The sequence below is a fragment of the Asticcacaulis excentricus CB 48 genome (genome assembly GCF_000175215.2).
Taxonomy (GTDB): domain Bacteria; phylum Pseudomonadota; class Alphaproteobacteria; order Caulobacterales; family Caulobacteraceae; genus Asticcacaulis; species Asticcacaulis excentricus.
Genome location: NC_014817.1, coordinates 511,375 through 529,136 on the forward strand (window position 1 = coordinate 511,375; position 17,762 = coordinate 529,136).

Annotated in this window: 17 protein-coding genes; all 17 read left to right on the forward strand. The window is 59.4% G+C overall.

Features of this window, described 5'->3' with window-relative positions; all coding sequences use genetic code 11:
- Nucleotides 1–200 precede the first annotated feature (200 nt).
- Complete coding sequence (gene rplM / locus ASTEX_RS14070) at nt 201–677, forward strand: 50S ribosomal protein L13 (protein ID WP_013480296.1); 477 nt, start codon at nt 201–203, stop codon at nt 675–677.
- Nucleotides 678–679: 2 nt separating this feature from the next.
- Nucleotides 680–1,162, forward strand: coding sequence for a 30S ribosomal protein S9 (gene rpsI / locus ASTEX_RS14075; RefSeq protein ID WP_013480297.1), 483 nt, complete (start codon nt 680–682; stop codon nt 1,160–1,162).
- A gap of 274 nt (nt 1,163–1,436) precedes the next feature.
- Nucleotides 1,437–2,369, forward strand: coding sequence for an N-acetyl-gamma-glutamyl-phosphate reductase (gene argC / locus ASTEX_RS14080; protein ID WP_013480298.1), 933 nt, complete (start codon nt 1,437–1,439; stop codon nt 2,367–2,369).
- Nucleotide 2,370: 1 nt separating this feature from the next.
- A complete protein-coding gene (locus ASTEX_RS14085) occupies nt 2,371–2,604 on the forward strand; it encodes a hypothetical protein (protein WP_013480299.1) in 234 nt (77 codons plus the stop codon).
- A complete protein-coding gene (locus tag ASTEX_RS14090; RefSeq protein ID WP_013480300.1) occupies nt 2,604–2,861 on the forward strand; it encodes a DUF1467 family protein in 258 nt (85 codons plus the stop codon). Before ASTEX_RS14085 ends, ASTEX_RS14090 begins: the two co-directional genes overlap by 1 nt.
- A 96-nt stretch (nt 2,862–2,957) precedes the next feature.
- Nucleotides 2,958–4,277, forward strand: a complete 1,320-nt coding sequence (gene proS, locus ASTEX_RS14095; protein ID WP_013480301.1) for a proline--tRNA ligase — start codon at nt 2,958–2,960, stop codon at nt 4,275–4,277.
- Complete coding sequence (locus ASTEX_RS14100; protein WP_013480302.1) at nt 4,277–5,560, forward strand: lipoprotein-releasing ABC transporter permease subunit; 1,284 nt, start codon at nt 4,277–4,279, stop codon at nt 5,558–5,560. Before proS ends, ASTEX_RS14100 begins: the two co-directional genes overlap by 1 nt.
- Nucleotides 5,561–5,567: 7 nt before the next feature.
- Entirely contained in the window at nt 5,568–6,266 is a 699-nt protein-coding gene (locus ASTEX_RS14105; protein WP_041659552.1) for an ABC transporter ATP-binding protein, read from the forward strand.
- A 265-nt stretch (nt 6,267–6,531) separates the two neighbouring features.
- The gene (gene dnaE, locus ASTEX_RS14110) at nt 6,532–9,960 is read left to right on the forward strand and encodes a DNA polymerase III subunit alpha (RefSeq protein WP_013480304.1); all 3,429 of its coding nucleotides are present in this window, start codon (nt 6,532–6,534) and stop codon (nt 9,958–9,960) included.
- 252 nt (nt 9,961–10,212) lie between these two features.
- Complete coding sequence (gene rpsB, locus ASTEX_RS14115) at nt 10,213–10,980, forward strand: 30S ribosomal protein S2 (RefSeq protein WP_013480305.1); 768 nt, start codon at nt 10,213–10,215, stop codon at nt 10,978–10,980.
- A gap of 185 nt (nt 10,981–11,165) precedes the next feature.
- Nucleotides 11,166–12,068, forward strand: coding sequence for a translation elongation factor Ts (gene tsf, locus ASTEX_RS14120; protein WP_013480306.1), 903 nt, complete (start codon nt 11,166–11,168; stop codon nt 12,066–12,068).
- Nucleotides 12,069–12,237: 169 nt separating this feature from the next.
- A complete protein-coding gene (gene pyrH / locus ASTEX_RS14125; RefSeq protein WP_013480307.1) occupies nt 12,238–12,969 on the forward strand; it encodes a UMP kinase in 732 nt (243 codons plus the stop codon).
- An 83-nt stretch (nt 12,970–13,052) separates the two neighbouring features.
- Complete coding sequence (gene frr, locus ASTEX_RS14130) at nt 13,053–13,610, forward strand: ribosome recycling factor (RefSeq protein WP_013480308.1); 558 nt, start codon at nt 13,053–13,055, stop codon at nt 13,608–13,610.
- Between the two features lie 81 nt (nt 13,611–13,691).
- Complete coding sequence (uppS, locus tag ASTEX_RS14135; RefSeq protein WP_013480309.1) at nt 13,692–14,450, forward strand: polyprenyl diphosphate synthase; 759 nt, start codon at nt 13,692–13,694, stop codon at nt 14,448–14,450.
- Nucleotides 14,434–15,264, forward strand: coding sequence for a phosphatidate cytidylyltransferase (locus tag ASTEX_RS14140; RefSeq protein ID WP_013480310.1), 831 nt, complete (start codon nt 14,434–14,436; stop codon nt 15,262–15,264). Before uppS ends, ASTEX_RS14140 begins: the two co-directional genes overlap by 17 nt.
- Nucleotides 15,261–16,484, forward strand: a complete 1,224-nt coding sequence (gene dxr, locus ASTEX_RS14145) for a 1-deoxy-D-xylulose-5-phosphate reductoisomerase (protein ID WP_013480311.1) — start codon at nt 15,261–15,263, stop codon at nt 16,482–16,484. The genes ASTEX_RS14140 and dxr overlap by 4 nt, the downstream gene beginning before the upstream one ends.
- A 36-nt stretch (nt 16,485–16,520) precedes the next feature.
- Entirely contained in the window at nt 16,521–17,708 is a 1,188-nt protein-coding gene (locus ASTEX_RS14150; protein ID WP_245532572.1) for a M50 family metallopeptidase, read from the forward strand.
- The last annotated feature ends 54 nt before the right edge of the window (nt 17,709–17,762 follow it).

The following is a 17,762-nucleotide window of genomic DNA, read 5'->3' on the forward strand; positions in this document are numbered from 1 at the left end:
AATTATGACGGTTTGGTACGGTAATTTAATACCTAATTCAAAAATGCCAATAAAAACAATTGCCTGTTTCAATTTTTGTCAAAAATAAGGGTTGACGCGGCCATTTGCCTCGTCTATACGCTCCCGACTTTTCCGGCGGTGGCGTCTGTCACGGCGGGAAGCACCCGTTTCAAACCCGGATTTCACCAAAGGAATCTCCCATGCTTACCTCTGCGACCGCGGCGCTCAAGCCCGCCAATGTCGAGAAGAAGTGGATCGTGATTGACGCCCAGGACGCCGTTGTCGGCCGTCTGGCTTCGTTCATCGCCATGCGTCTTCGCGGCAAACACAAGCCGGACTACACCCCGCACGTCGATTCCGGCGACTACGTCATCGTCATTAATGCCGACAAGGTGCACTACACCGGCAAGAAGCTGACGGACAAGATCTTCTACTGGCACACCGGCCACCCCGGCGGCGTCAAGCAGCGCACCATGGGTCAGATCCTCGGCGGCAAGTACCCTGAGCGCGTCCTGACCAAGGCTGTCGAGCGTATGCTGCCCAAGGAATCGCCGCTGGCCCGCGCCCAAATGACCCACCTGCGTATCTACGCCGGCTCGGAGCACCCCCACGAAGCTCAATCGCCGGAAGTCATCGACTTCAAGGCCCTGAGCCGCAAGAACGTCCGGAGCGTCTAAGAATGTCTGAAGTTCAAGCTCAAGGCCTCGAAGCCCTCGCTTCCCTGTCGTCGAACCCTGAAAATGCGCCGGTCGAGCGCGTTCAGCAACTCGACAAGTACGGCCGCGCCTATGCCACCGGCAAGCGTAAGAACGCCGTCGCCCGCGTCTGGATCAAGCCGGGTTCGGGCAAGTGGATCATCAATGACCGCGCGCAGGAAGTCTATTTCGCGCGTCCGGTTCTGCGCATGATGATCGCTCAGCCGCTGAACCTGACCGACCGCGCGTCGCAATTCGACGTCATCGTTTCGGTTCACGGTTCGGGTCTGTCGGGTCAGGCCGGCGCCATCCGTCACGGCCTGTCGAAGGCTCTGACCTATTACGAGCCCGCCCTGCGCCCGGCGCTGAAGGCCGCTGGCTTCCTGACGCGCGACTCGCGCGTTGTCGAGCGTAAGAAGTACGGCCGCGCCAAGGCTCGCCGTTCGTTCCAGTTCTCGAAGCGTTAATGGTGGTCTTGGGGGAAACTTCGTTTCCCCCAAGTGCCCCCTTCCGGAATACGGAGAAAAACACCCTCGGGGCGGCCCGACGGGTGTTTTTCGCTTTTTATACCCTGCATTTCATCATAAAACCCGACCCAATTTCTCCTCCCCAGTTTACGGGGATGAGGCATTGAGCGTAGCGAAATGACGAAGTGGGCAAACGTCTCCTCGTCAGAAGCCCCCTCCGGCGGGACAAGCCCGCCACCTCCCCCGTAAACAGGGGAGGAGGAAAGGAAAAGTCATGTCCCACAAGGTTTTCATCGACGGCGAAGCCGGCACCACCGGTCTGCAAATCCGCGAGCGGCTGGAAAAGCGCCCGGAGATCGAACTGATCCGCCTGAGCGATGATCGCCGCAAGGACACCGAAGCCCGACGCGAAGCGCTCAATGCCGCCGATGCCGTCATTCTCTGCTTGCCCGACGAGGCGGCGAAGGAAGCCGTGGCCCTGATCGAAAACCCCGACGTGGCGGTGATCGACGCTTCGACGGCGCATCGCGTAGCCGAAGGCTGGGCCTACGGCTTCCCCGAAATGACCGAGGATCAGCGCGACCTGATCCGCGCCGCAAAGCGCATCAGCAATCCCGGCTGCCACGCCACCGGCTTCATTGCCCTGACCCGGCCTCTGGTCGAACTGGGCGTCCTGCCGCCCTTCTTCCCGATGGTGGCCACGTCGCTGACCGGCTATAGCGGCGGCGGCAAGGCCATGATCGCCGAATTCGAAAGCGGGCAGGGGCGTGAGCGCATCTATGCCACTGGCCTGACGCACAAGCACCTGCCGGAAATGCAACTCTATGCTGGGCTGGAGACCGCGCCGATTTTTTCGCCGACCGTTGCCAATTTTGCGCAGGGCCTGATCGTCGAGGTGCCACTGCACCTGTGGGCTCTGCCGGATGCGCCGGACCTCCCGACCATCTACAACATCCTCAGCGCCCACTATGCGGGAGAGCCCTTTGTGCGCGTCGCTTCGCCTGAAGAAACGGCGGCGGCGACCTCCATCAATGGCGACTCTTTACGCGACACCAACCAGTTGCTGATCCACGTGTTCGGTCAGGAAGATGGCGACACGGCCAATCTGGTGGCGGTGTTCGACAATCTGGGCAAGGGGGCGTCTGGCGCAGCGGTGCAAAATCTCAATCTCGTGCTCGGCCTCGAAGAAACCGCGGGACTGCTATGATATGAAAGCGGTCTGGCTCGCTCTGGCTCTCACAGTTGCGCCGGTTTCCGGCCAGACCGTCCCGGCGTCGCCCACCGCTTCGGTCGTGGCGGAAAAGGCGGAAGCCTCTGAACACAAGGGCGGCTTTCCCTGGGTGACCTTTGTCATCCTGTTTGTGGTGTTTGGCGGCTTGACGATGTTCCGCAAAAAGGACCAATCTTCTTCCGATGTGACGGATAAGGACAAGGCGTCGTAATGGGACCTCTGACCAGCATTGCCATTCTTCTGATGATCTGGTGGGTGACTCTGTTTGCCATTCTGCCGTTTGGCAATGTGAGCCATCACGAAGCCGGTATTGAGACCAAGGACGGCGGCGATCCCGGCGCGCCGGTCTTCCACAATCTCAAAAAGAAACTGCTGATCAACACGGTTGTCGCCGTTGTGGTGTGGGCCATTGTTATGGTCATCGTGCAGTTTGGCCTCATTCCGCTGCCGGAAATCCCCACGGCCTGATCGGCCTGTCCTATTTCCGCCTTTTTAGCATTGATCAATGACGGCGAAGCTGGCTAGTACAGGGCCAGTTTGCCGCAATCCCAAGGTTCCCTGCCCATGCGCCTGTCGCGCTATTTACTTCCGCTGCTTAAGGAAAATCCCTCCGAAGCCCAGATCGTCTCGCACCGTCTCATGCTGCGTACCGGCATGATCCGTCAGGAGGCCGCCGGTATCTATGCCTGGCTGCCGCTGGGGCTGCGGGTGCTGCGCAAGATCGAAAAGATCGTGCACGAGGAAATGCAGCGCGCCGGTGCGGTTGAGCTTCTGATGCCGACCCTGCAACTGGCCGATCTGTGGCGCGAGTCGGGTCGCTATGACGACTACGGTCAGGAAATGCTGCGCATCAAAGACCGCCATGAGCGCGAAATGCTTTATGGCCCGACTAATGAGGAAATGATCACGGAAATCTTCCGTGGCACGGTCAAGTCCTACAAGGACCTACCGATGAACCTCTACCACATTCAGTGGAAGTTCCGCGACGAGCAGCGCCCGCGCTTTGGCGTCATGCGCGGTCGTGAGTTCCTGATGAAGGATGCCTATTCGTTTGACATCGACGAGGCCTCGGCGCGCAAGGCGTACAACCGTATGTTCATCGCCTACCTCAACACCTTCAGCCGTCTGGGCCTGAAGGCGGTGCCGATGCGCGCCGACACCGGACCCATCGGCGGCGACCTCAGCCACGAATTTATCATCCTTGCCGAAACCGGCGAAAGCGCAGTTTTCTGCCATAAGGATCTGGTCGATATGCCAGCGCCCGGTGCCGATGTGGACTGGGACGATCTGCAAGGGCTGGTCGATCAGCGCACGTCGCTCTATGCCGCCACTGAGGAAATGCACGATGAAGCGGCTTTCAATGCCGTTCCGGCCGATAAGCAGTTGTCTGCCCGCGGCATCGAAGTCGGTCACATCTTCTATTTCGGCGAAAAATACTCTGCGCCTATGGGGGCCAAGGTTTCCGGTGCCGACGGCTCGCAGGTCAATGTCCATATGGGCTCTTACGGCGTCGGTGTATCGCGTCTGATCGGTGGTATTATCGAAGCTAGCCACGACGAGGCGGGTATCATCTGGCCCGAAAGCGTCACGCCCTTCGATGTCGCTCTTGTCAATCTGCGCGTCGGTGACGAAGCCTGCGATGCGGCCTGTGAAAAAGCCTACAAGGCGCTGAAGGCCGCCGGGCGTGACGTGCTTTATCATGATACGGACGACCGTCCCGGTGCCAAGTTCGCCTCGATGGACCTGATCGGTATTCCGTGGCAACTGATCATCGGACCCAAGGGCATTGCCGAAGGTCAGGTCGAAATCAAACACCGCGCCACGGGCGAACGTCATACGGCGGCCTTCGATGCCGTTCTTGAACAACTGACCAAGGCAAAATGATGAAGGGGCTGTTGTCGCTGTTTTCTTTCTCCGCGTGGGAAACCGATCTGGCGCTCAGATATCTGCGCACCAAACGCAAGGACGGCGGCATCGCCCTCATCGCCATCATCAGCTTTATCGGTATCACGCTGGCCGTAGGCGTGCTGATCATCGTCATGTCGGTGATGAACGGCTTTCGCGACGAGCTGATGTCGCGCGTTCTGGCCTTTAACGGCCATCAGTTTGTGGCAGGCGAACCCCTGTCCGACTGGAACGGCCGCGACGCCATGCTTAAGCGGCTGCGCGCCATTCCTGGCGTCATCGAAGCCTCGCCCTATGTGGAATCTCCGGGTTTGGCGCAGGGGCCATTTTCCCAGGCCGGACTGGCCTTTATGCGCGGCGTTGATGTAGCCGCGTTGAAAAACACGCCGATCATCCGCGATAATATCAAATCTGGCTCGCTCGATGGATTTGGCGCAGGCGAATTTGGCGGCGACGTTATTCTCATCGGGGAAGGTCTGGCCAGCCAGATGAGTGTGCGCGTCGGCGACGAACTGACGCTGTTGTCGCCGTCGGGCAGCACCGCCTTCGGGGCTATGCCGCGCCGTAAGCCCTATGTGGTGGGTGGCATCTTCAAGAGCGGGGTGTCGGAACTGGATGCCGCCTTTGTCTTCATGCCGTTACAGCAGGCGCAACTCTTTTTCGACCGCGAGGACGAGTGGGACGCCGTCGAAATAAAGGTGAAAGACCCTTATAATATCAAAGACTACTACCCGGCTTTTCGCAAGGCCTCTGGGGACAAAGCCGTTCTGCTCGATTGGACGGAACGCAATGCGCCTCTGTGGAACGCGCTTCAGGTCGAACGCAACGTGATGCGCCTCATCCTGATGCTGATCGTGCTGATTGCCGCCATGAACATCATTTCCGGCATTGTCATGCTGGTCAAAAACAAGACGCGCGATATCGCCATTATGCGGACTTTGGGCGCGGATCGTACTTCGATTACCAAAATATTCTTCCTGTCGGGGGCGATTATCGGGGCCGCTGGCACGGTGCTGGGCGTCGCCATCGGCACGCTGTTCTGCATCTTTATCCGCCCGATTCAGCAGATCGTCGAAGCCCTCTTCAATGTGAAGGTCTTCAACGAAGAGGTCTATTACCTAGCCTATATCCCGGCCAAGGTCGAACCCACCGAAGTGTTGATTATTGTGGGCTTTTCGATGATTGCCACCTGCGTGGCCACCCTGTTCCCGGCCCTGTGGGCCTCCAAGCTCGAACCCGTGGAGGCCCTGAGATATGAATAATGGGGTCATGAGTGATGTGGTGCTGTCCCTGCGCGGTCTGGTGCGCGCCTATCCCATCGCCGATGGTCGCACGCTGGACGTGCTCAAGGGCGTTGATCTCGACCTGCGCGCCGGAGAAGTGGTCGGGCTGATCGGGCCATCTGGGTCCGGCAAGTCGTCGCTTTTGCATTGTATCGGTTTGCTGGAATCGTCCGAAGAGGCGCAGCTAACCATCGATGGTGAGGACTTTACCCACGCCAGCGAAGCCGCCCGTACCCGCGCACGTCTGCACAAGATCGGCTTTGTTTATCAGTTCCATCACCTGCTGCCGGAGTTTACGGCGCTGGGCAATGTCGCCCTGCCGCAGCGGGTGCTGGGTCTGCCGCTCAAACAGGCGGAAACGCGGGCGAGGGGGCTTCTGGAGCAGTTGGGGCTGGGCGAACGCCTGGTTCATCAGCCGGCGCAACTGTCGGGTGGAGAGCAGCAACGTGTGGCCATTGCCCGCGCTCTGGTCAATGGCCCGCGCCTGCTTTTGGCCGATGAGCCGACGGGCAATCTTGATCCCCAGACCTCTCAACAGGTGTTCGACGCCCTGAGGACGATCGTTAAGGCACAAGGGGTCGCGGCCTTGATTGCGACCCACAATCTGGAACTGGCCGGGCATATGGACCGCGTGGTCAGCCTCAAGGATGGCCGTCTGGTCGAAACGGTTCCGGGAAGCTTGTAAAATTATATTGTTTTAAATCAATAATATACATGATTTGTTCACGCTGTTGATAAAAGGGTGTTGACGGGGAACAAAATAAGAATATAGAACAAAGCATGAATTGATCATCTGTTCTTTCAGGGGACAAACCATGCTGGCCATCCATAACGTATTGTCTTTCGCCGCCGTTGCCGCTTTTGTAGCGCTTGTCTGTCAGGCGGCTATGCTGATCGGGTGAATCGTCTGACAGTAGCCGCCCTGTGAAGCGCACGGAGAGGCTTTTGAGATGAGCGACGGTTTTGTCCATCTGCGGGTACGATCAGCCTATTCCCTTCTGGAAGGCGCGATCAAGGCCTATGATATGGGCAAGCTGGCGGCTAAGGCGAAGATGCCGGCCATCGCCATCTGTGACCGTGCCAACCTGTTTGGTGCGCTCGAATTTTCTCAGGTGTGTAAAGATACGGGCGTGCAGCCCATTATCGCCTGCGCTCTGCCGGTCAAGGGGATAGGCGGCACCCTTAGCGACCGATGGGCGAAAACTCCGACTATTGTTCTGATCGTTCAGAACGAGCAGGGCTATCTCAACCTCACCGAACTTTCGTCCAAAGCCTATCTCGATATTGAGGCGACCGATGAACCGCATGTCCTGTGGGAAGAGGTGGTCAAACGCGCCGAGGGCCTGATCCTGCTGTCGGGCGGTCCGGACGGTCCGATCAACCCGTTGTTCAAGCAAAACCAGCCCGACGAAGCCAATGCGGCACTGAAGGATATGCATGCGGCCTTTGGGGACCGCTTTTACATCGAGCTTCAGCGGCACGACGGCTCGCCGCATGGTGGTATCCGCGGGGACTCGGCGGAAAGCGGTCTGGTGCAATTTGCCTATGCGCATGGCGTGCCGCTGGTGGCGACCAATGACGCCTACTTTGCCGACCGTGACATGTTCAAGGCGCACGAAGCGCTGCTGTGTATTTCCGATAGCACCTTTATGGGCGTGGCCGACCGGCGCAAGGTGACCAAGGATCACTGGCTGAAGCCGCCGCTGCTGATGCGCGAGGTCTTCTCGGATCTGCCCGAAGCCTGCGACAATACGCTGGAAATCGCACGCCGCTGCGCCTTTTTAGTCAGCAAGCGCGATCCGATCCTGCCGCGTTTTGATACCGGCGCAGGTCGATCGGAAGACGAAGAACTGGCCTTTCAGGCGCGTGAAGGCCTGAAAATGCGCCTGCAACAGGTCGAACCCGCCTTCCCCGAAGAAGATTACTGGGCGCGTCTCGATCGTGAGGTGGGCGTCATCCAGAAAATGGGGTTCCCCGGTTACTTCCTGATCGTTTCGGACTTTATCAAATGGGCCAAGGCGCACGACATTCCGGTCGGGCCGGGCCGGGGCTCGGGGGCCGGTTCGCTGGTCGCGTGGGCACTGACCATCACCGATCTTGACCCGCTGCGCTTTGGTCTACTGTTCGAACGCTTCCTCAATCCGGAGCGGGTTTCCATGCCCGACTTCGATATCGACTTCTGTCAGGAACGCCGCGAAGAGGTGATCACCTACGTTCAGGAAAAATATGGCCGTGAGCGGGTGGCGCAGATCATCACCTTCGGTACGCTTCAGGCGCGCGCTGTGCTGCGCGACACAGGCCGCGTGATGCAGTTGCCGCTGGGGCAGGTGGACCGTCTGTGTAAGATGGTGCCCAATAACCCGGCCAACCCGACCACACTGGCTCAGGCTGTCGAAATCGAACCCCGTCTGCGCGAAGCCCGCGACGAAGAAGAGTCTGTCGCTAAGCTGCTGGATACGGCGCTGAAACTCGAAGGCCTGTACCGCAACGCCTCGACCCATGCCGCAGGTATCGTGATCGGCGATCGGTCGCTGACCGAGTTGGTGCCGCTGTATCGCGATCCACGCTCCGACATTCCGGCGACGCAGTTTAATATGAAGTGGGTCGAGAGCGCTGGTCTGGTCAAGTTCGACTTCCTGGGTCTGAAGACCCTGACCACGCTGAATCGCGCCTGGCATTATCTGAAAAAGCGCGGGCTTGAGGTCGATTTCTCTACCCTGCCGCTGGATGACAAGATCACCTATGAGTTGCTGGCGTCAGGTCAGTCGATTGGCGTGTTCCAGCTCGAAAGTCAGGGGATGCGCGATACCCTGCGCAAGATGCGCTGCGGGTCTATCGAGGAAATCACCGCGCTGATTTCGCTCTATCGACCGGGTCCGATGGACAATATCGACACCTATGTCGATCGGAAGTTCGGGCGCGCCGACATCGACATGCTCCACCCCTCTCTGGAGCCGGTTCTGCGGGAAACCTACGGCGTTATTATCTATCAGGAACAGGTGATGCAGATCGCCCAGATCCTGTCGGGTTATAGCCTCGGCGAAGCCGACCTGCTGCGTCGGGCCATGGGTAAAAAGAAGAAAGAGGAAATGGACTTGCAAAAAGCAAGGTTTATTTCCGGCGCCAAGGAGAAGGGGGTTCCTGAAAAGCAGTCGGACTCGATCTTCGAACTGGTGAACAAGTTTGCCGGCTATGGCTTCAACAAATCACACGCCGCCGCCTACGCCTTTATTTCGTATCAGACGGGCTGGCTGAAGGCCAATCATCCGGTCGAATTCTTCGCCGCCAACATGAGTCTCGATATCACCAATACCGACAAGCTGGCGGTATTTTATCAGGACGCGCGGCAGTTCGGGGTGACCATCCGGCCACCAGATATCAACCGCTCAAAGGCCGATTTCGACGTTGAAAATGGCGAAGTGCTGTATGCGCTTGGGGCCATACGCAATGTCGGTCTCGAAGCCATGCACAGCGTTGTGGCGGTGCGTGAAGCGGGCGGGCCGTTCAAAGACATTTTCGACTTCCTCGAACGTATCGACCCTAAGGCGGTCAATAAGCGTGCCATCGAAAATCTGGCGCGGGCCGGGGCCTTTGACTCGATCCATCCCAACCGGGCACAGATTATCCAAAGCGCCGATCTGCTGATCGCCCACGCTCAGAGCATGGCCGCTGAACGCGCCTCAGCGCAGGTCAGCCTGTTTGGCACCAATGACTCATCGCGCCCGCGCCTGCCCAACATCCCCAAGGCCTCCGGTCCGGATGCGCTGGACGAAGAACTGTCAGCCGTTGGTTTTTACCTGTCCGGCCACCCGTTGCAGGACATGGTCGATGTGTTCAAGCGCCGCAATGTTACCCTGTACGCCGAAGCGCTGGCCCTCGCTCAGGAAGGGCGCGAAGCCTTCCGCATGGCGGGGGTGGTGCGTCGTCGTCAGGAGCGCGCCTCGGCCCGCACCGGGGAGAAATTCGCCTTCGTCAACCTTTCGGACCCCAGCGGCGAATATGAGGTGATGTTCCAGCCGGAAGCCCTGCGCAAATACCGTGAGCATCTCGAACCTGGTCAGTCGATCCTGCTCAAGGTGCGTTGCAAGGGTTCGGACGGCGAAGTACGCATGTTTGGTGAGTCCGCCGAACCCATGGCCGGAGCCCTGAAAACCGATGATATGGGACTGCGTTTGACTGTGTCGCCACGTGGCTTTGATGTGGACGCTTTCAAAATGCAATTAGACGCCGCGCGCGGACAGGGGGGCGAAATCACCCTCCTCAGCGAGATCGACGGACATGAGGTCGAACTGAAAATGCCGCACCGCTACCGTCTGGACGCCAGCCTGCGCGGGGCCTTGAAAGCGATGAATGGCGTCCTATATTGTGAAGATGTTTAGGAGAGGCGAGAGCGGTCTGATCGCTGTCATGGTCTCTTCGGGCGCAATTTCCCCCCAAAATCACTTGATTTTTGTGTCGATTGTGCCTAGTTGCGCACCATCTCACACGCGGATACGCGGGGGGATGTTGTCTGTGCTTTGAATTTCAATGATTTTCAAAGCGTCTGGCTTCATCCGACCGTTCCGAGGTTTCGGCTTGCCGAGGCTTTTTTCATCTGCGGAGGTCTATCGGAATGAAAAGGAAATCTACTCATGGCTATGCCTGAACTGTCTATGCGCGCCCTGCTCGAAGCCGGTGCCCACTTTGGTCACCAGACCCACCGCTGGAACCCGAAGATGGAGCGTTACCTCTTCGGTTCGCGTTCCAACATCCACATCATCGACCTGTCGCAAACCCTGCCGCTGCTGCATCAGGCCCTGCTGAAGGTGCGTGAAGTCGCCGCCAACGGCGGTCGTGTTCTGTTTGTCGGCACCAAGCGTCAGGCCGCTGGTCCGGTCGCCGTAGCGGCCAAGCGTTCGGCTCAGTATTACGTCAACCACCGCTGGCTCGGCGGCACGCTGACCAATTGGCGCACCATTTCGGGTTCGATCGCGCGTCTGCGTGAACTGGAACAGGTCATGGAAAACCCGGTTGGCCGTTCCAAGAAGGAACTGCTGACCCTGACGCGCGAGCGTGACAAGCTGGAGCTGTCGCTGGGCGGTATCAAGGACATGGGCGGCATTCCGGACCTGATGTTCGTGATCGACACCAACAAGGAAGCGATCGCCATTCAGGAAGCCCGCAAGCTGAACATCCCGGTGATCGGTATCCTCGACTCGAACTCCGATCCGGACGGCATCACCTTCCCGGTTCCGGGCAATGACGACGCCGCGCGCGCCCTGCAACTGTATTGCGATCTGATCGCTGACGCCGTGCTCGACGGTCTGGCCGCGGGTCAGTCGGCTTCGGGTATCGACCTCGGCGCGTCGGAGGCTCCGATCGAGCCCGCGCTGATCGCCGAAGAAACCGGCGAAGCCTAATCTGCTCAGGATTACCGGCAACGGGGCCTGACCACTGGATTTGCGGAGGCAAATTCAGGTCTTGATGAAAGATACCGCTTCAACCGTTTGAAGTGCGGGTCAGGTTTCGTTGTTACGTATTTGTCATACCCTCGGGCTATTGAGCCGCCGAGGGTTAACTTTTTAGAGATTTATGGAGGAATTCCATGGCTGAGATCACCGCCGCTCTCGTTAAGGAACTGCGCGAAAAGTCCGGCGCCGGCATGATGGACTGCAAGAAGGCTCTATCGGAAAACGATGGCAACGTCGAAGCCTCGATGGACTGGCTGCGTACCAAGGGCCTGTCCAAGGCCGCCAAGAAGGCCGACCGCGTCGCCGCCGAAGGTCTGGTGGCCGTGGCCTCTTCGGGCACCACCGCTGTGGCCGTCGAAGTCAACGCTGAAACCGACTTCGTGTCGCGCAACGAGCTGTTCCAGAACCTGGCCCGCAATGCGGCTCAGGCCGGTCTCGCTGCGGCTGACGTCGAAGGCGTGCAAGCGGCTATCAACGACGAAATCACCAACCTGATCGCCAATATCGGTGAAAACATGGTGGCCCGTCGTATGGCCAAGCACAGCGTTTCGCAAGGCGTGGTGTCGTCCTACATCCACAACGCGATTGCCCCGAACCTGGGCCGTATCGCTGTTCTGGTGGCCGTTGAGTCTGCCGGCGACGCCGAAGCCCTGAACGACATGGGCCGCAAGATCGCCATGCACATCGCCGCCACCCAGCCGCTGTCGCTGTCGTCTGACGACCTCGATCCGGCCGCCGTGGAGCGTGAGCGCACCGTTCTGACCGAAAAGGCGCGCGAGGAAGGCAAGCCGGAAGCCATGATTGCCAAGATCGTTGACGGCCAGATATCGAAGTTCCAGCGCGAAGTCGTGCTGCTTGAGCAGCCCTTCGTCATGAACCCGGATCAGACCGTGAAGCAACTGATCGCCGACACGGCCAAGGCGCTCGGCACCGACGTCACCGTGACCGGCTTCACCCGTCTCGCCCTCGGCGAAGGCGTGGAAAAGAAGGTCGATGACTTCGCCGCCGAAGTCGCCTCGATGATGAATCAAGGCTAAGGCAGAAAAAGGGAACTCAGCCCGTGGCTTGATTTCCCGACCTATGCACGGTTTAAGGGCGCAGCATCGCAAGGTGTCTGCGCCCTTTGACTGTTCAAAGAGAGAAATCTCGGCTAGAGCAGGCGACACTACGCCACTACCCCCATCTGATTCATCTGAAGGGCCTTCCATGTCTTCGTCCAACGTCCCCACCTATAAACGCATTCTCCTCAAGATCTCCGGTGAGGTCCTTATGGGCGAGCAGGGGTTCGGCATCGACATGAACACCGTCAAGGCGGTGGCCGAGGAAGTGGCCGAAGTGGCCGGCATGGGCGTCGAGCTGTGTCTGGTCATCGGCGGGGGCAACATTTTCCGGGGTCTATCCAAGGCGGCGGTGGGTATGGAACGCTCCTCGGCGGACTATATGGGGATGCTGGCGACGGTGATGAACGCGCTGGCCATGCAGAATGCGCTGGAAAAGCTGGGCGTAAGCACGCGCGTGCAGTCGGCCATCCAGATGAATGCCGTCTGTGAGCCCTTTGTGCACCGTCGGGCGCAACGCCATCTGGAAAAAGGTCGTGTGGTGATCTTTGCGGCAGGTCTGGGCGCACCCTATTTCACCACGGATACGGCGGCGGCCCTGCGCGCGGCGGAAATGCGTTGCGACGCCCTGTTCAAGGGCACGTCGGTCGATGGCGTCTATACGGCTGACCCCAAAAAGGACGCTACGGCGACACGTTATGAGTCGCTGGACTATATGGAGGTTCTGTCGAAGGACCTGCGCGTCATGGATGCCTCGGCGGTTTCGTTGATGCGCGAAAACGGCATTCCGATTGTTGTCTTCTCGATCCGTGAACCGGGCGGCCTGCGCAAGGTCATCACGGGGCAGGGGGTACATACGGTCATTTCCGGGCAGGCCTGAACGCCTGTATGATAGTGTTCTAACGCGCGTCTTTCCGACGGGGTAACCCCTTCCGGAGAACGCTCCAATACAGAGATACCAAGATGAGCAAGCCTGATCTCAACAAGTACAAGGACCGCATGGACAAGTCCGTGACGGCGCTCAAGGACGATTTCGGCGGTCTGCGCACCGGCCGTGCCTCGGCGGGCCTGCTGGAAGGCATTACGGTTGATGCCTACGGCTCCGCTATGTCGATCCTGTCCTGCGCCGCTATTTCGGTGCCGGAACCGCGCATGATCAGCGTCAATGTCTGGGACAAGGGGCTGGTCGTGTCGGTCGAAAAGGCCATCCGCAATTCGGGTCTGGGCCTGAACCCGGTTACCGACGGTCAGACCCTGCGCGTGCCGATCCCGCCGCTGACTGAGGAGCGCCGCAAGGAGTTGGCCAAGATCGCGGGCAAGTACGCGGAAGAAAAGCGCGTGGCTGTGCGCAACGTGCGCCGTGACGCCAATGACGAGCTGAAGAAGGCCGAAAAGGACTCTCTGATCTCCGAAGACGAACAGAAGAAAATGACCACCGAGGTCCAGAAGTTCACCGATGAGGCCATCAAGCGCATCGACGAGATGCTGAAGGTCAAGGAAGCGGAGATCATGCAGGTCTAAGGACCTGCACCACGCTCGGTGCCTAAGGCCGGGCTTTTGTGTGTATTGCCCCTTCTGTCGTTTTTAGGAAAGTGTCCCTTTATGCCCTCAGGGCCGGATTATATCGGTACAGGTGCCGCTCCGGTACCACTGCACGTCGCCATCATCATGGATGGCAACGGGCGCTGGGCCAAGGCGCGCCGTCAGATACGCACCTTCGGCCATAAGGCGGGTGTGGAGGCATTGCGCAAAACGATCACGGCCGCGCCGCATCTGGGCGTGACGCATCTGACGGTGTTCGCTTTCTCGACGGAGAACTGGCGGCGGCCGGCGACCGAAGTGTCCGACCTGATGGGGCTGCTCAAGGCCTTCATCCGTTCGGATATGGACCGTCTGGCGCGCGATGGGGTCTGTGTGCGCATTATCGGCGACCGGGCGGGTCTGCCGGTCGATATCCGTGAGTGTGTGGACGAGGCGCACCAGCGCACGCAACACAATAGCCGCTTCTTCCTGCAGGTGGCGCTCAATTACGGCGCGCAGGCCGATATTCTCGAGGCGGCCAAAACCTTCGCCCGGCAAGTGAAGGCCGGTGAGGCGGCGCTTGAGGACCTGACGGCGGAACGCTTTGGCGGGCTCTTGTCCACCTCAGGCTTGCCACCGCTGGATCTTTTGATCCGCACGTCCGGGGAACACCGGCTGTCGAACTTCCTGCTATGGGAAGCGGCCTACGCCGAATTTGTGTTTCAGGACGTGTTGTGGCCGGACTATGACGGCGAGGCGCTGAAGGCGGCGCTGGACGAATTCCGCCGGCGCGAGCGTCGCTTCGGCGCGGTTGAGGCCAGTGATGTCGCTTCCGTCTGACGCGAAACCGAAAAAAACCTCACGTGAACTTCTGTTTCGCATCGCCTCGGCGGCGGTGCTGATCCCGATTGTGCTGCTGATTATCGCCTATGGCAACTGGGCCTTTTTGCTGCTGCTGAGCGTCGGGGTGGCCTTGCTGGCGATTGAATGGGGGGCGATGGCGGCCCCTCAGTTATCGAGCCGCATGGCCGTCGCCATCAGTCTGGCCATTCTGGGCGGGGTGTTTACCGTCTATCTGTTCAACATGCTGGCCGGACTGGCGGTGCTGGCTTTAGGTGCCATCTGTGCGGGCTTTTATTTCCGCTACCTGAAAGGGCCGCACCTCGATGCCGCTTACGGGGCCTTTTACATAGGCTGGCCGGCTCTGGTGCTCATCTGGCTGCGTGAGACGCATAACGGCGTCTATTGGGTTTTTTTCGCCTTCCTGATCGCCTGGGCGGCGGACAGTGCCGCCTATCTGGTGGGCAAGCTGGTGGGCGGGCCCAAGCTGTGGCGCAAATATTCGCCCAACAAGACCTGGTCAGGCTTTGCCGGGGGCATGATCGCCGGGATGCTGACCGCCGGGACGCTGGCCGACCTAACGAAGCTCTTTCAGTCGAGTACGGCGGCGCTGATTGTTGGCCTTCTGGTGGCCTTTGCCACCATGGGCGGTGATTTATGGGAGTCCATGCTTAAGCGACGATATGGCGTCAAGGACTCCGGCACGCTGATCCCCGGTCATGGCGGCTTGCTGGACCGTGTAGACGGGCTGATGTTCGCCATCGTCGCCATCGGCGGTATCCGCTGGCTGGTCATGCTGGGGACCAAGCTATGAGGCGTATCTCAATCCTCGGTTCGACCGGCTCCATCGGCGTATCAACGCTGAACCTGATCGAAGAAACCCTGACGCCTGGCGAAGATTACGAACTGGAAGCCCTGTGTGCCGGACGTAATGCGGCGCTACTGGCTGAGCAGGCGCTGAAATTCCGGCCGCGTGTGGCGGTCCTGTCCGATGCTTCGCAATGGGCCGATTTCAGCGAACGGATGAAGGGCTCCGGTATCGAGATCGCCTGCGGTCCTGAGGCCGTCGAAGCCGCTGCGGCGCGTCCGGTCGATTGGGTGATGGCGGCTATTGTCGGCATTGCGGGTTTGAGGCCCGTCTGGGCGGCGGCCGGGACGGGGGCTACAGTGGCTTTGGCCAACAAGGAAAGCCTTGTCTGTTGTGGCCGCTCGCTGATCCTGCGCGCTGAGGCAGCGGGCGGGCGCATTCTACCGGTCGATTCCGAACACAATGCGATTTTCCAAGTCTTTGAAGAGGCCGAGCGCGCGCGCATCCGTCGCCTGATCCTCACCGCGTCGGGCGGGCCGTTCCGAGGGCGCCAGCGCGAAGACCTTGCCCACGTTACCCGCGAACAGGCCCTGAAACACCCCAACTGGTCGATGGGGGCCAAGATCACCATCGACAGTGCCTCTCTGGCCAATAAGGGGCTGGAGCTGATCGAGGCGGCCTATCTGTTTGACATGCCGTCCGCTCAGATTGACGTCCTGATCCATCCGCAATCCGTGGTGCACAGCCTTGTCGAATATAGCGACGGCTCGACCCTGGCTCAGATGGGGCCGCCGGATATGCGGGTGCCGATTTCCTACTGCCTCGGCTGGCCGCAGCGCCATAGCTGGTCCGCGCCGCCGCTTGATCTGTGCGCGCTTTCGACCCTGACGTTTGAGCGGCCCGATACCGAGGCCTTCCCTATGCTCAGGCTGGCGCGTGAGGCGCTGGAAGCCGGCGGGCTGATGCCGGTCGTCTATAATGCCGCCAACGAGGTGATGGTGCAGGCCTTCCTTGAGGGGCGCATCGGATTCCTCGACATTCCGGCAACGGTCGAAGCCGCCATGATGAGGGCGCAATCGCTGTCTATGGCTTTCGGTAATGATTTGCGCCATGATGTCGAGTGCATCGAGCAGGCGGATGCCGAAACGCGGGCGCAACTGGCCGTTTCTGGTGAGGCAGCCCATTGGACAGCGGGAACACAGGGGCAGGCCTTTTCGCGGGCCTGACGGGATAAAGTACGGACGATAATGATCTTTTATATTTTGGCCATACCTCTTTTTCTACTGGTGATCTCGTTGATCGTGACCTTTCACGAACTCGGCCATTTCAGCGTCGCCCGCCTGTTTAAAACAAAGATCGAGCGCTTCTCTGTCGGATTCGGCCCCGTCATCTGGTCCAAGCGCGACAAGAATGGCGTGCTGTGGTGTCTGAGTGCCCTGCCTTTAGGCGGTTATGTGAAATTTTCTTGCGACGAACATGTGTCTTCAATGTCACCCGACGCCGAAGAATTGGAAAAGGCCCGCCGCGCTATCCGTGAGCGCGAAGGGCCGGGCGCGGAATTGGCTTATTTCCACTTCAAGCCAGTGTGGCAGCGCTTTCTGATCGTGCTGGCCGGGCCGGTGGCCAATTTTGTGCTGGCTATTATCATTTTTGCCGCGGTCTTCATGATCGTGGGCAAGGGCATGGCGCCTGGAACCGTCATGGGCTTTTCGGAGCCCAACGGCCCCGGTGCCCGTTCAGGCCTCAAGGTCGGAGATCAATTCGTCCGCATCGATGGCCGTGAGGTCAAGACCTCTGAAGACGTGATCATGCTGGTGCGGATGCGTGGCAATGAGCCGACAGCGGTGGATGTTCGGCGTGATGGTGAGATTGTACGTCTGACAGTTACCCCGGAGCGGCGTCTGATCGCTGAGGTATCGCAGCATGTACCGACCTATGCCGGAGTGCTGGCGGTCAAAATTGGTGATGGAGAGCCGCACACGCCTTGGCCCCACGAGGCCCTATGGCTGGGGACGCAGAAAACGATCGGCGTACTTGACACGACCCTGACCTATATTGGCCGTATTTTCACCGGAAAAGAAAACGGAGATCAGCTTTCGGGCATAATCGGAATGACCAAGGCGACGGGCGACCTGACTGCCGAAGTCGCCAGCGTCAAAGCGGCGCCGGGACAGATGGCCTTCAGTCTGCTGCTCACCCTGTTGCAGATGGCGGCCTTTGTATCAGTCGGTATTGGGTTTGTGAACCTGTTGCCGATCCCCGTGCTCGATGGCGGCCATCTGGTTTTTTATACCTATGAGGCCATTGCGCGGCGGCCGCTCAGCGCTACCGTGCAGGGCCTTGGATACAGATTTGGACTTGTGGCCTTGTTAGGTTTGATGTTGTTCGCTACATGGAATGACCTTAACCGTATTGGGTTTACCAAGTTTTTCGGGGGTCTGTTTTCATGACCGGCGCAGATCGGGAGATATTTCCCGTCCTTTGCCTCCGTTCGTGACGGCCAT

Excerpts from the sequence above, each read along its gene's own strand:
- rplM (WP_013480296.1), top strand. The coding sequence starts at position 201 with ATGCTTACCTCTGCGACCGCGGCGCTCAAGCCCGCCAATGTCGAGAAG.
- rpsI (WP_013480297.1), top strand. The coding sequence starts at position 680 with ATGTCTGAAGTTCAAGCTCAAGGCCTCGAAGCCCTCGCTTCCCTGTCG.
- argC (WP_013480298.1), top strand. The coding sequence starts at position 1,437 with ATGTCCCACAAGGTTTTCATCGACGGCGAAGCCGGCACCACCGGTCTG.
- ASTEX_RS14085 (WP_013480299.1), top strand. The coding sequence starts at position 2,371 with ATGAAAGCGGTCTGGCTCGCTCTGGCTCTCACAGTTGCGCCGGTTTCC.
- ASTEX_RS14090 (WP_013480300.1), top strand. The coding sequence starts at position 2,604 with ATGGGACCTCTGACCAGCATTGCCATTCTTCTGATGATCTGGTGGGTG.
- proS (WP_013480301.1), top strand. The coding sequence starts at position 2,958 with ATGCGCCTGTCGCGCTATTTACTTCCGCTGCTTAAGGAAAATCCCTCC.
- ASTEX_RS14100 (WP_013480302.1), top strand. The coding sequence starts at position 4,277 with ATGAAGGGGCTGTTGTCGCTGTTTTCTTTCTCCGCGTGGGAAACCGAT.
- ASTEX_RS14105 (WP_041659552.1), top strand. The coding sequence starts at position 5,568 with ATGAGTGATGTGGTGCTGTCCCTGCGCGGTCTGGTGCGCGCCTATCCC.
- dnaE (WP_013480304.1), top strand. The coding sequence starts at position 6,532 with ATGAGCGACGGTTTTGTCCATCTGCGGGTACGATCAGCCTATTCCCTT.
- rpsB (WP_013480305.1), top strand. The coding sequence starts at position 10,213 with ATGGCTATGCCTGAACTGTCTATGCGCGCCCTGCTCGAAGCCGGTGCC.
- tsf (WP_013480306.1), top strand. The coding sequence starts at position 11,166 with ATGGCTGAGATCACCGCCGCTCTCGTTAAGGAACTGCGCGAAAAGTCC.
- pyrH (WP_013480307.1), top strand. The coding sequence starts at position 12,238 with ATGTCTTCGTCCAACGTCCCCACCTATAAACGCATTCTCCTCAAGATC.
- frr (WP_013480308.1), top strand. The coding sequence starts at position 13,053 with ATGAGCAAGCCTGATCTCAACAAGTACAAGGACCGCATGGACAAGTCC.
- uppS (WP_013480309.1), top strand. The coding sequence starts at position 13,692 with ATGCCCTCAGGGCCGGATTATATCGGTACAGGTGCCGCTCCGGTACCA.
- ASTEX_RS14140 (WP_013480310.1), top strand. The coding sequence starts at position 14,434 with ATGTCGCTTCCGTCTGACGCGAAACCGAAAAAAACCTCACGTGAACTT.
- dxr (WP_013480311.1), top strand. The coding sequence starts at position 15,261 with ATGAGGCGTATCTCAATCCTCGGTTCGACCGGCTCCATCGGCGTATCA.